The following is a 12,359-nucleotide window of genomic DNA, read 5'->3' as shown; positions in this document are numbered from 1 at the left end:
CAAGGAACCCCCATGGAATCTCAGCACCCCACCCCCGTCCCCGGCGCCCCTTCCAGATGCCCGATGCACGGCCACGACTTCGCGGCCGACCCCGGGCGGATCTACGACCAGCTGCGCGAGTTCGGCCCCGCCGCGCCCGTGGAGCTGTCCCCCGGTGTCGACGCCACCTTGGTGACCGAGCACCACACCGCGCGCCGTGTCCTGCAGAACCCGACCCTGTTCGCCCGCGACTCGCGCCGCTGGACCGCGCTCAACGAGGGCCGCATAGCGCTGGACAACCCGGTGCTGCCGATGATGGCCTACCGGCCCAACTGCCTGTTCACCGACGGCACGGTGCACCTGCGGCTGCGCAAGGCGGTCACGGAGAGCCTGGACCGGCTCAACGTCAGCCGGCTGTCCCGCGACGTGGAGCAGATAGCCGACTACCTGATCAGCCAGTTCAGCGAGCGCGGCCGCGCCGACCTGCTGAACGACTACGCCAAGCTGCTGCCGCTGCTGCTGTTCAACAAGCTCTTCGGCTGCCCCGCCGACATCGGCGACCGCCTGACCACCTCGATGGCCGCCATCTTCGACGGCGAGGACGCCCTGCGGGCCAACGAGGAGCTCACCGCCTGCCTGATGGAGCTCATCGCCCTCAAGCGGCGCACGCCCGGCGACGACATCACCTCCTGGCTGATCGCGCACCCCGCGGGCCTCAACGACGAGGAGCTGAAGGACCAGCTCGTCATGCTCATGGGCGCCGGAGTGGAGCCCGAGCGCAACCTCATCGGCAACACCCTGCTCCTGCTGCTGTCCGAGGACTCCTCGGGCCGCCACTCGGGCATGCTGATCGAGGAGGCTATGGACGACGTGCTGTGGAACAACCCCCCGATCGCCAACTACGCCACGCACTTCCCGCTCCAGGACGTGGACCTCGACGGCGTGGAGGTGGCGGCCGGCACCCCGCTGGTCATCAGCTTCGCGGCCGCCAACAGCGACCCGGCGCTCACCGCCGAGCGCGAGACGCTGAGCAAGGGCGCCCACCTCGCCTGGGGCGCGGGACCGCACGCCTGCCCGGCGAAGTCCCCGGCCCAGCTGATCGCCCTGACGGCGGTGGAGAAGATCCTCAACACCCTCCACGACCTGACGCTGGCCGAGGACCCCGAGAAGCTGCAGTGGCGGCCGGGTCCGTTCCACCGGGCCCTGGTGACGCTGCCGGTGAGCTTCAGCCCCCTTCCGGCCACCCGGTTCGCCGAGCCCCTGCCGCGCGCCCAGGTGCCGGCGGCGACCGGTCCCGCGGTGACGGAGGCACAGCCGTCGCCGGAGGGCCGTCCGCAGGTGAAGAAGGGGTTCTGGAGCACGTTCCTGGACCTCTTCCGGGTCTGACGAGCGGCATGTGACAGGAGCAACACCCAAGGACCGCATGACCGCTGGAGAGGAAGGGGTAGGTTCCGCCGGTCCGGACGCCCAGCCTGAGGAGCTCTGCGTGACCGCAGTCGGTGACATAAGTGGCACAGTCATTGACCGTCGAGCCGTCATATCCGTCCTTCGGCGCCTTCGCACCGCACAAGGGCAGGCCGATCCCTTCCCCCTCTACGCGGAACTGCAGTCCATGGGTGATGTCGTGCCCGCCCCCTGGGGCGGGTACTTCATCACCGGATACGACGCCTGTGACCAGGTCCTGCGCGGCAGGAACTGGATCGTCCCCGACTTCGCCTGGCAGGAGCGGCAGCGGGACACCGAACGGTGGCACGCCCCGGCCACGCAGGAGATGAGCCGGACGCTGTCCCGGCTGAACGCGCCCGCCCACACCTGCCAGCGCCGCAGTCTCGGCAACCCCTTCGACCGCACCACCGTCGCCGCCATGGAGCCGGAGGTCGAGGGGCATGTCACCCGGCTCCTCGACACACTGGAGGACCGGCTGCTCGCTGACGGCGTCGCCGACTTCGTCGGCACCGTCAGCGAGCAGTTGCCGGTCGTCACGATCGGCCGCTGGCTGGACATCCCGGCCACGGACCACGCCCGTATCCTGGATTTCACGCACCGTCAGGTGCACGCGCAGGAACTGCTGCCCACCAAGTCGGAGTTGGCCATCTCGGAAGAGGCCACGGCCGACATGCGGGCCTTCTTCACCGACCTGGTGGCCGGCCGGCGCGCCCGGCCTGGCAACGATGTCCTGTCCGGCTGGATTCGTCACTGGGACGAGCAACTGCCCGGCGATCGCGAGGCCGCCGACCGGATGATCTACCAGTTGGTCATGTTCCTCACGATCGCCTCCCTGGAGACCACGGCCACCTTGCTGTCGGTCGCCGTGTGGCTGCTGCTCGACGAGCCGGCTCGCTGGGAGTGGCTGCGACGGCACCCCGAGCACGTCGACGACGCCATCGAGGAAGCCCTGCGCTACGACCCGCCCATCCACCTCAACAGCCGTGTCGCCGCCGACGACACGGTCCTCGCGGGCGTCCCGATCGCCAAGGACACGATGGTGCACGTGATGTACGGGGCGGCCAACCACGACCCGCGGCGGAACGCCGATCCGCACGCCTACGACATCCTGCGCAAGGGCACGCATCTCACCTTCGGCGGCGGCGCCCACTACTGCCTGGGGGCCGCGCTGGCACGACTTGAGGCCCGTACGTTGCTGACCGCTTTGCTGAAACGATTCCCCGCACTCCGCCTCGCCTCCGCGCCCATCTACGCGCCCCGCATGGTCTTCCGCCGTGTGACCTCCATGAAAGTGACCGCATGAACGCCCCGCAGTCCCTCCCCCACCCGGCCGGCGGCGCGCCCCGGCCCCTCACCACGCTCAGGACCGGCCGGCGGGGCCCGGTCCTGGACATCGAGCTGCACGATCCCGGCCAGGGCAACGCCGTCACCGAGACCATGCTGGACGAGCTGCTCGCGGTCCTCACCACCGCGGAACCGGGGGTGCGGGTCATCGTGCTGTCCGGCGCCGGCGACGACTTCTGCCTGGGCGGCGATCGTACCGAGTACGCCGGTTTCCTCGACCACGACCCCACCGGCGGCGGCATCCGCGCGTCGGCCACCAAGGGCCGCCTCGTCTGCGAGGCACTCAGCGGCAACTCCGCGGTCACCATCGCCAAGGTCCACGGCAAGGCCATCGGCGCGGGTCTCGGCCTGGCCCTCGCCTGCGACCTGCGCGTGGGCTCCGACACCGCCTCCTTCCGTCTCCCCGAACTCGCCCTCGGCCTGCCCACCGCCTGGGGCGGCCTGCTCCCCCGGCTCCTCAACGAGGTCGGCGCCGCGCGCGTGCGCGAACTCGTCCTCACCGGAAGGTCCTTCGACGCCCACGAGGCGCTGTCCCTGTCCGTCCTGCAGAAGGTCGTCCCCGAGGACCGGCTCGACGACGCCGTCGCCGCGTGGGCGCGACCCGTCGTCCGGCGCCCCGAGGGCGCTCTGCGCGTGACCAAGACCCTGCTCAACTCCTACACGGCCCCGACCCGCCTCGCCGACACCTCGGCCCTGGACGCGGAGCTCATGGCCGCCGTCCTTGCGGCCACGCACTACACGCGCAACGAAGGCACTGTGCACCAGATGTGAGCCCGGGGCCCGCTGCCGGCGGCACCGCGACGCGCACGCCCGGCCCGGCCCCCGCCGGGCGGCGCGTCACGGTACCGCCGACATTCATGTCCGGGGCACGGCCGGTCCACGGCGCGCCACGCGGTACTCCTGCGCCGCGGCCTTGTCCTGGCATCCTGCTGGACGTCGACACCCGCGCCGCAGGCCGTAGGGTTCCCCCCGGAGCCGCCCGGATTCCCACCGACCCGAAGGACTCGCCCATGCCCGCGGTCACGCCCGAGCCGCACCAGACCACCGCGCTGATCGTCAACCGGCGCGGCCAGTACCTGCTCCACTTGCGGGACGCCAACAAGCCGATCAACGACCCCGGCACCTGGTCGCTGCCCGGCGGCGCCAGGGAGGGCGACGAGACGCCGGAGGAGGCGATCGCGCGGGAGCTGCTGGAGGAGACGGGCCTGACCATCGACGGCCTCACCCGGTTCGGGGTCGTCGAGCGCCCCGACCCCGACGGCCGCCCCCGGCCGCACGTGCAGATCTTCCTGGGGCAGTGGGACGGCGACCCCTCCCGCCTGGAGGTGGGCGAGGGCATCATGTTCGCGTTCTTCGACGTCGCCACGATGGCCCATCTGACCATGGCGCCGTGGGCGGCCCGGGTGATCGAGCGCCACCAGGCCGCCGGGGCCGCGGTGCCGCCGCCCGGCGGTGCGCCGGCCGGCCGGGGGGTTCCGAACGTCGTCGGCGCCCACCTGTACCTCGAACGCGACGGCCAGGTGCTGCTCGGCCTGCGCCACCCGGACTCGCCCTTCGCCCCGCTGCAGTACCACTTCCTGTCCGGCCACTGCGAGCAGGAGTCCGCCGTCGCCTGCCTGGTGCGCGAGGCCCGCGAGGAGGCGGGCCTGGTGATCGACCCCGCCGACGTGGAGTTCGTCCACGCCGTGCACATGCTCTGGGCCCCCGGCACCCGGCCCCGCCTGCAACTGGTCTTCCGCGCCCGGCAGTGGAAGGGCGAGCCGCAACTCCTCGAACCCGACAAGTGCGTCAGCTGGGACTGGTGGCCCGTGGACCGCCTTCCGGAACGGACCGTCGCCTACACCCGTGCCGCCATCGACGCGGTCCGGCACGGCCGTCCCTACACCGAGATGGGCTGGTCCTGACGGCCGTCCGGGCCCGGGGTGGGCCGGCTCAGAAGCGCACGTAGACGTTCTTCTGCTGGGTGTACTCGGCCAGTTCCTCGATGCCCTCCTCGCGTCCGACGCCGGAGTTCTTGACCCCGCCGAAGGCGGTGCCGGGAAGGTGGGAGGAGCTGGCGTTGACCCAGACGTAGCCCGTGCGCAGGTCGCGGGCCGCGGCCAGGGCGGTGTGCAGGTCCTGGGTCCACACGCTGGCGGTGAGGCCGTAGGGCAGGGCGTTGGCCTCGCCGACGGCCTCCTCGTAGCTGTCGAAGGGGGCCGCCACGAGGACCGGCCCGAAGATCTCGTCCGTGAAGAGGGGGCCGCCCGGTCCGCCGGGTGCGGAGAAGAGGGTGGGGCGGACGTAGTAGCCCGGGCGGTCGGGGAAGGTGCCGCCGGCGACGAGGTCGAGGGCCGGGTCGGCGAGGCCGGCCCGGACGTAGGAGGAGACCTTGCTGTAGTGGGCCGCCGAGACCAGCGGGCCGATGTCGGTGCCGGTCTCGGCGGGGTCGCCGATCCGCAGGTCGTCCATGCGCCGCCCCACCTCCCCGACCACGCGCTCGTACAGCGACTGGTGGACGAACAGCCGGGAGGTGGAGCCGCAGCTCTGGCCCTGCCACCGGAAGTTCATCCCGGCCATCACGCCGTCGATCGCGGCGCGTACGTCCGCGTCGCGGAAGACGATGATCGGGTTCTTGCCGCCGAGTTCGAGGGTGACCGTCTTGACGGCGGCGCTCGCCGCGCGTGCCTGGACGCGCCGTCCCGTGGCCGACGAGCCGGTGAAGGCGATGCGCGGGACGTCGGGGTGGGTCACGAGCCGTTCGCCCGCCACGGACCCGAGCCCCGGCACGATGTTGAGCACTCCCGGCGGCACGATGCGGGCGGCGATCTCGCCCAGCCGCAGCGCCGACAGGGAGGTCACCTCGGCGGGCTTGAGGACCACGGCGTTGCCGGCCAGCAGCGGCGCGGCGACCCGGGCCGCGGCGAACATCAGCGGGTGGTTCCAGGGGACGATCCGCCCGACCACGCCGTAGGGGTCGCGCAGGGTGAAGTCGAACGCGTCGGGGTCGGCCATGGGGACGGTCTCGCCGCGCAGTTGGAGCGCCAGGCCCGCGAAGTAGCGCAACTGGGCCACGGCCACGCGGAAGTCGTCCCGCATCACACCGATGGGGCTGCCGTTGTCGATCGTGTCGATCCAGGCCAGTTCCTCGCCGTGCGCCTCCACGGCGTCGGCCAGCACGTTCAGCACGGCGGCCCGGTCGGTGATCGACGTCGCGGCCCACGCCGGCGCCGCGTCGCGGGCCGCGTCGACCGCGGCGTCCACATCCGCGCAGCCCCCGAGGGGCATGCGCGCCACCACCGTCTCGTCCGCCGGGTTGATCACATCGAGCGTGCCCCCCGAGACCGCGTCGGTCAGTTCCCCGCCGATCAGCATGTGCCAGGGACGGTCCACGATCTCGCGCGTGCGGGGCCGCGCGGCGAGGGTGCCCTGCGGATGAGTCAACCACGAAGTACGCATACATCCCATGTTTGCACCATTAGGGGATATATGCGCTAATATCTTGGATTCGTTCCAGACAACCCTGACGCCCGGCAGGCGCGCGGGGCCCGGTGCACGGCATCGCCCCTGGTGAGCGGGGTGCGCACCGGCGGCCCCGGCACGGGCACCCGGTCGCTCAGGCGCTGTAGAAGTTGCGCTGCCAGCGGTGCCGGGCCAGTACGTCGAGCTGTCCGGACGCCAGGGCACGGCCGTCGCTCACGGCGGCGTTCCGCTCGACATTGCGCACGGAGCGCATGCCGGGGATCACCGTGGAGACCGCCGGGGAGCTCAGGACGAAGCGCAGCGCCGTCTCGGCGAGCTCGTCGCGGCCGATGCCGAGGTCGGCGACGATGGCGTCGACGTGCCGCTCGACCTCGGCGGGCCGGTCGCCGCGGAAGTAGCGGTTGCGGAAGTCGCCCTCCGGGAACGTCGTCCCGGCCGTGACGCCGCCGGTCAGCCCGCCCTCGTCGAGCGCCACCCGGACGATCACGCCGACACCGTGCTCCTGGCAGGCCGGGAAGAGGGCGTCCGCCGGGGCCTGGTCGAAGATGTTGTAGATGACCTGCACGGTGTCGACCACGCCGCTGCGCACGAGCGCGAGCGCGTTGCCGGGCTCGTGATCGTTGACGGAGACGCCGAAGAGGCGGATCTTCCCCTCCCGCTTCAGGTCGGCGACCGTCTCCAGCCAGTCTCCGCGGCCCACCCACTCGTCGCTCCACACGTGGAACTGCAGGACGTCGAAGTGGTCGAGGCCGCTCGCGCGCAGGCTGGTCTCCAGGCTCTCCCGGATGTGCGCCCCCGGGAACCCCTCCGCGGGGTCGACGCCGTCGGGCGCGGGCCACAGGCGGTTCTTCGGCGGGACCTTCGTCGCCACAAGGATGTCGTCGCCCGCGCCGGCCCGCCGGCGGACGAACCGCCCGACGATGCGCTCGCTCTCGCCGTAGCCGCGGGCGGTGTCGATGAAGTTCACCCCGAGCTCGACGGCCCGGTCCAGCGCCCGCACCGACTCGTCCTCGGTCGCGCCCACCCACGCCGACTCCCCGATGCCCCAGGCCCCGTAGCCGATCTCGGACACCCGAAGCCCGCTGCGTCCCAGGTCCCTCGTACGCACAGTCGTCCTCCCGCGGATGCCGCCGTGGCGGCGCGATCGATCCCCGTCGGCACGACGATAGGCGATCACGCGCGGGGCGGGCGGAGCGGTCCACGGCGGACCGGCCGGCGGATGCCCGCCGGCGAATTCCCGGAACACCGCCATCGGCTTGATCGCCCTGACAAGATGAACCGGCGGCAGCTTCCCGCCATGTGTCGTGAGAACGACACCTGTTCATGCTTCCGGCGCACGGAGAAGGATCATGCTCGAATCGATCGGCCTGAGCCGGCAGGACGAAGCGGTCTACGAGATCCTCATCCGCCGGACCCGGGCCACCGTCGCCGACCTCGCCCACGACGGCCATCTCTCCGTCGCCGTCGCCCGGCGCTCGGTGCAGTCGCTGGTGGCGCTCGGCCTCGCGATCCGCGCCCCCGGCCGTCCCGTCACCTACGTGGTCGTCGCCCCGGACACCGGGCTGGAGGCGGTGCTGCGGGACCGGGAGCGCTCGCTGAGCGAGGTGCGCGCGCAGGTCGCGGGTCTGATGGACGTCTACCGCGCCGCCACCCGTTTCGTGAACCCCGACGACCTCGTGGAGGTCGTCTCCGGGCGCGAGGACGTCAACCGCCGCTGGGCGCACATGCAGCAGAGCACCCGCACCCAGGTACGCGGCTTCGACCGGCCCCCGTACGCCGCGGTCGAGGCGCACACCGAGCCGAACCGGGACGAGCTCGCGCTGCTGGACCGCGGTGTGGCCTACCGCGTCATCTACGACAGCAGCGTCCTGTCGCTCCCCGGCTGGCTCGACGACGTCACCGTCGGCATACGCCACGGCGAACAGGCGCGCATCGCCCCCGGCCTGCCCATGAAACTGGCCGTGTCGGACGACCGGCTGGCCATCATTCCCCTGCTGCGCCCCGGCGACAATGCCGTGACCGCCTCCTACCTCATCCACCCCTCGCCCCTGCTGGACGCCCTGATCGCCCTCTTCGAGGCGCTGTGGGACCGCAGTGTCCACGTCCGGGCGCACGAGGGGGTCACGACGGAGGGCGGCCAGGAGGAGCTGTCGCCGCAGGAGGCACGGCTGCTGACGCTGCTGGCGGCGGGCGCGACGGACAAGGCGGCCGGGCGGGCGATGGGGTGGAGCGAGCGGACCGTGCAGCGGCACGTCACCAAGCTCATGCAGCGCTTCGGCGCGCAGACCCGCTTCCAGATCGCCATGGAGGCCACGCGCCGCGGCTGGATCTGACACTTCGTCATCATCGGCGGTCGATGCGGGGCGGCCATCTGGTGTCACGTGCCCCCAGATGGGTGTAGCCTCGGGGCATTGCGGTGCACAACCGAACAGACCGCACATATCGCCGCCAGCGAGGGCTGGATTCGCCCCCGCCGCGGCCTCCAAGGCGCAGCGCCCCCTGCCGCGCAGCGGGCCGCTCGTACGTCCGTCGCGCTGTCGCGACGCGCCGGACCACCATCGCGCACGCGCCCTCGACGCCGGTGCCACGGAACGCCCGCGGCCACGGCGCGGGATCGATCAGGGGACGGCCCTCACGGTCGCCGCCCCGGAAGAAGTGCTTTGCCATGACGTCCTTTGCCATGCCTGTGAACGAGAGCCGTCTGTTCGTCGGGGGCCGGTGGACCGCGCCGTCCGGCCACCGCACCATTACCGTCACCTCGGCCAGCACCGGCGAGCGACTCGGGGCCGTGCCCGAAGCCGGCCCCGCCGACGTCGACCGCGCCGTCCGCGCGGCCCGCACCGCCTTCGACGCCCCGGGCGGCTGGCCGACCTGGGAGCCCGAGCGCCGCGCGGCGGCCATGGTCCGGCTCGCAAACGAGCTCGCTTCCCGGAGCGAGGCGACGGCGATCAGCGTCAGCGCGCAGAACGGCATGCCGATCTCGGTCGCCCGGGCCTACGAGGGGTCGGTACCGGCCGCCCTCCTGCGCTATTACGCCGCCCTGGCCACCGCCGCTCCCGCCGAGGAGTTCCGGTCCGGCCTGCCCCGGGGCACGACCGAGGTCCGCCGGGAACCGGTGGGCGTGGTCGCCGCCGTCATGACCTGGAACTTCCCGCAGACCGTGGGATTCTTCAAGATCGCACCGGCGCTTGCGGCGGGCTGCACGCTGGTCCTCAAGCCGGCCCCGGAGACCGTCCTGGACTCGGTGCTGCTGGCCCAGGCCGTCGAGGCGGCGGGCCTGCCCGAAGGGGTGGTCAGCATCCTTCCCGCCGGGCGCGAGACCGGCGCCTACCTGGTCGCGCACCCGGGCGTCGACAAGGTCGCCTTCACCGGTTCGACCGCGTCCGGGCGCCGCGTCGCCGCCGCGTGCGCGGCACTGCTGCGGCCGGTGACCCTGGAGCTCGGGGGCAAGTCCGCGGCCGTCGTCCTGGACGACGCCGACCTCGGGCAGGACCCCGGGGAGCGGTTCGCCGCCAGCCTGCTCAACAACGGCCAGACCTGCTTCGCGAGCACGCGGATCCTCGCGCCCCGCAGCCGCTACGACGAGGTCGTGGACGTCTACACCGCGATGGCGCGCGACGCGCGGGTGGGCGACGCGCTCGACCCCGCCACCCAGATCGGCCCGCTGGTCAGCTCCCGGCACCGGGAGCGGGTGGAGGGCTGGATCGGCAAGGGGCGGGCCGACGGCGCCCGGCTCACCACCGGCGGGGGCCGGCCGCCCGGCCTCGACCGCGGCTGGTTCGTCGAGCCGACGGTCTTCGCCGACGTCGACAACTCCTCGGTGATCGCCCAGGAGGAGATCTTCGGCCCGGTCCTGACGATCACCCCCTACGAGGACGAGGACGACGCCGTACGCCTCGCCAACGACTCCGCGTACGGGCTCGCCGGCACCGTGTGGACCACCGACCTGGAGCGCGGCGCCCGCGTGGCCCGCCGGATCCGCACGGGCACGATCGGCCTCAACGGGTACCAGCCCGACATCGCCTCGCCCTACGGCGGCGTGAAGAACAGCGGACTCGGCCGCGAACTGGGCCCCGAGGGGCTGCAGGCCTACCAGTGGCTGCAGTCCGTCTACCATCCCTGACCTCGCCGGCACCGGCGAGCGGCGCGGCCGAACGGATTCGGCGCGGGCATCGTGTCCTCCTGTGCAAGCCGTACGACGAGGAGGCCCGTCCGATGTCCACACCGCCCACACCGCCCGCCGCCGCGCCCGCTACCGTCCTGTCGCTGAACGAGGACCCGGCCGCCGTGCTGGAGGCCGCCACCTGGGCCATGTCCGCGATGGTCGGCACCCTGCACGACGCGCTCACCACGCCGCTCGCCGAGGTGCTGGCCGCCGACCCGCACCGCACCGCCGTCCTGGAGCAGGCCGGGCTGGTGCGCCGGGAGGGCGACGCACTCGTCCCGCACTCCTCCCTCGTCCCGCCGGACGGGCCGACGGCCCGCAGTGCCGTGGAGGCCCGCCTCAGCTCGCTGCGGCAGGCGGTGGCCGCGGCGGCGGGCGAGAGCTCCGGCGGCTGGGCGGCGCTGGACGACCGCGTGCTGCTCAACCAGGGGCGCGCGTCGGCCGCGGTCGGCCGCGCGCTCGGCAGCCGGATCGTGCCCCAACTGCCCGGCCTGGGCGACCGGCTGGCCGCCGACGGCGGCCGCATCCTGGACGTCGGCACGGGGGTCGCCGCACTGGCCCTCGCGCTGGCGGAGGCCTTCCCCCGCGCACAGGTCACCGGCATCGACGTCCTGGAACGCGCGCTGGACCTGGCGCGCGGGGAACTGGCCGGGGCCCCGCAGGAGACCGCGAGCAGGGTGACCCTGCTGCTCCGCGACGTCGCCGACACCTCCGAGCAGGCCGCGTACGACCTGGTCTGGCTGCCCGCGCCCTTCCTCTCGGAAGCGGTCCTGGACACCGCCCTGCCCCGGCTGGCCGACGCGCTCGTGCCCGGCGGCTGGCTCGTGGCGGGCGCCGGCTCCCCTGCCCCCGACGGTCTGCGCCGGGCGGTCGGCCGCTGGAACGCCGCGCGCAACGGCGGTTCCGCCTACGACGCCGACCAGATGGCGGCCGTCCTGACCGCCCAGGGCCTGGAGGACGTCCGGCGCTTCCCGACCGTCCCCGGCGGCCCGGTGCTCGTGGCGGGCCACCGCCCGCGGTAGCCGGGGATACCCCCGGGTGCGGTGCATCGCGGCGTGGTCGGGCTGCTCGGACGATGCGACAACTCCCCCAGACTGAAGGCTGAGGGCGTGCCGTGCCTGGGGGCACCTCCCGTCGTGGCTGGGCAAGGCCGTGTCACGACGACACGGGCTAGGGTGACCGGCATGACGGCCCGGGGCGAGGCGGCGGACGGCGAGGCACTGGCAGGCGGGGTCATGAACGCGGGCGCCGTGTTCCGCCGCGGTGCCGTGGTGGAACGGCCGGCCCCGCGCACCGCGCGGGCCCTGCACGCCCACCTCCTCGCGCTCGCGGACCGCGGCTTCGACGCGGCCCCGAAGCCCGTCCGGCTCACCGGCGACGGCCGCGAGCAGCTGACCTGGATCCCCGGTGACGTCCCCCTGCCGCCGTTCCCCGGCTGGGCGACGACCGGGACCGCGCTGCGTTCCGTGGGCGGCCTCCTGCGGCGCCTGCACGACGCGAGCGAGCGCATTCCCGTCGACTCCGGCGCCGGGTGGCCCCGGGACCTGGCCGACCCGGAAGGCGGGACGATGCTGTGCCACAACGACGTGTGCCCGGAGAACGTCGTCTTCCGGGACGGCCGTGCCGCGGCCCTGATCGATTTCGATCTGGCCGCCCCGGGCAGGCCCCTGTGGGACCTGGCCATGGCCGCCCGCTACTGGGTGCCCATGCTCGATCCCGAGTCCGCGGCGGCCCACTACCCCGCCGGACTGGACGCCCCGGAGCGACTGCGCGTCCTCGCCGACGGCTACGGCCTCACCGCACAGGAGCGCGCGGCACTTCCCGCTCTGGTCGAAGCGGCCACCGCCGTCTGCCGGGCGTGGGCCGGCGGGGGGGGGGCGCGGCGCCGCCCCCGCGGCCTTCGGCGGATGGGGGGGCGCCGTGGGCAACGCCGCGGGGGGCGGGTGGGGGGCAGGGGACGTGG

Annotated in this window: 10 protein-coding genes; 8 read left to right on the top strand and 2 right to left on the bottom strand. The window is 73.3% G+C overall.

All coding sequences use genetic code 11. The annotated features are described in order from the left end of the window. The first annotated feature begins 12 nt into the window (after positions 1–12). The 4 genes from ABZ883_RS11225 (at position 13) to ABZ883_RS11210 (ending at position 4,673) form a co-directional block, all read left to right on the top strand. Positions 13–1,365, top strand: coding sequence for a cytochrome P450 (locus ABZ883_RS11225; protein ID WP_360905176.1), 1,353 nt, complete (start codon positions 13–15; stop codon positions 1,363–1,365). Positions 1,366–1,465: 100 nt separating this feature from the next. Next, positions 1,466–2,728, top strand: a complete 1,263-nt coding sequence (locus ABZ883_RS11220) for a cytochrome P450 (protein WP_360905174.1) — start codon at positions 1,466–1,468, stop codon at positions 2,726–2,728. Beyond that, positions 2,725–3,540, top strand: coding sequence for an enoyl-CoA hydratase/isomerase family protein (locus ABZ883_RS11215; RefSeq protein WP_360905172.1), 816 nt, complete (start codon positions 2,725–2,727; stop codon positions 3,538–3,540). Before ABZ883_RS11220 ends, ABZ883_RS11215 begins: the two co-directional genes overlap by 4 nt. Before the next feature lie 239 nt (positions 3,541–3,779). Next, positions 3,780–4,673, top strand: a complete 894-nt coding sequence (locus ABZ883_RS11210; protein ID WP_360905170.1) for an NUDIX hydrolase — start codon at positions 3,780–3,782, stop codon at positions 4,671–4,673. Between the two features lie 28 nt (positions 4,674–4,701). Here ABZ883_RS11210 and ABZ883_RS11205 read toward each other — a convergent pair whose 3' ends face one another. Together ABZ883_RS11205 and ABZ883_RS11200 are read right to left on the bottom strand one after the other, a co-directional pair. Beyond that, positions 4,702–6,207, bottom strand: a complete 1,506-nt coding sequence (locus ABZ883_RS11205; protein WP_360905168.1) for an aldehyde dehydrogenase family protein — start codon at positions 6,205–6,207, stop codon at positions 4,702–4,704. Positions 6,208–6,364: 157 nt separating this feature from the next. After that, positions 6,365–7,339: an aldo/keto reductase gene (locus ABZ883_RS11200; RefSeq protein WP_360905166.1), complete on the bottom strand. Its 975-nt coding sequence runs from the start codon at positions 7,337–7,339 to the stop codon at positions 6,365–6,367. A 241-nt stretch (positions 7,340–7,580) separates the two neighbouring features. Here ABZ883_RS11200 and ABZ883_RS11195 point away from each other — a divergent pair, with 241 nt between their 5' ends. From ABZ883_RS11195 to ABZ883_RS11180, 4 genes are all read left to right on the top strand, one after another. Then, positions 7,581–8,564, top strand: coding sequence for a LuxR C-terminal-related transcriptional regulator (locus ABZ883_RS11195; protein ID WP_360905164.1), 984 nt, complete (start codon positions 7,581–7,583; stop codon positions 8,562–8,564). 332 nt (positions 8,565–8,896) lie between these two features. Next, positions 8,897–10,354, top strand: coding sequence for an aldehyde dehydrogenase (locus tag ABZ883_RS11190; protein ID WP_360905162.1), 1,458 nt, complete (start codon positions 8,897–8,899; stop codon positions 10,352–10,354). Between the two features lie 92 nt (positions 10,355–10,446). Further along, positions 10,447–11,418 (top strand): class I SAM-dependent methyltransferase, encoded by a 972-nt coding sequence (locus ABZ883_RS11185; RefSeq protein WP_360905160.1) that lies wholly within the window; start codon positions 10,447–10,449, stop codon positions 11,416–11,418. A gap of 162 nt (positions 11,419–11,580) precedes the next feature. Then, positions 11,581–12,359: phosphotransferase (locus ABZ883_RS11180; RefSeq protein ID WP_360905157.1), on the top strand; the 779-nt coding region annotated here is incomplete at its 3' end.

Source organism: Streptomyces sp. NPDC046977, assembly GCF_040644455.1.
GTDB lineage: Bacteria > Actinomycetota > Actinomycetes > Streptomycetales > Streptomycetaceae > Actinacidiphila.
Note: the sequence above shows the minus strand (reverse complement) of the source record. Positions and strands in the feature narration are given on the sequence as shown.

Bases quoted from the DNA above. Each gene is read 5' to 3' on its own strand.
- ABZ883_RS11185 (WP_360905160.1), top strand. From the start codon at position 10,447: ATGTCCACACCGCCCACACCGCCCGCCGCCGCGCCCGCTACCGTCCTG.
- ABZ883_RS11190 (WP_360905162.1), top strand. From the start codon at position 8,897: ATGACGTCCTTTGCCATGCCTGTGAACGAGAGCCGTCTGTTCGTCGGG.
- ABZ883_RS11195 (WP_360905164.1), top strand. From the start codon at position 7,581: ATGCTCGAATCGATCGGCCTGAGCCGGCAGGACGAAGCGGTCTACGAG.
- ABZ883_RS11225 (WP_360905176.1), top strand. From the start codon at position 13: ATGGAATCTCAGCACCCCACCCCCGTCCCCGGCGCCCCTTCCAGATGC.
- ABZ883_RS11215 (WP_360905172.1), top strand. From the start codon at position 2,725: ATGAACGCCCCGCAGTCCCTCCCCCACCCGGCCGGCGGCGCGCCCCGG.
- ABZ883_RS11205 (WP_360905168.1), bottom strand. From the start codon at position 6,207: ATGCGTACTTCGTGGTTGACTCATCCGCAGGGCACCCTCGCCGCGCGG.
- ABZ883_RS11210 (WP_360905170.1), top strand. From the start codon at position 3,780: ATGCCCGCGGTCACGCCCGAGCCGCACCAGACCACCGCGCTGATCGTC.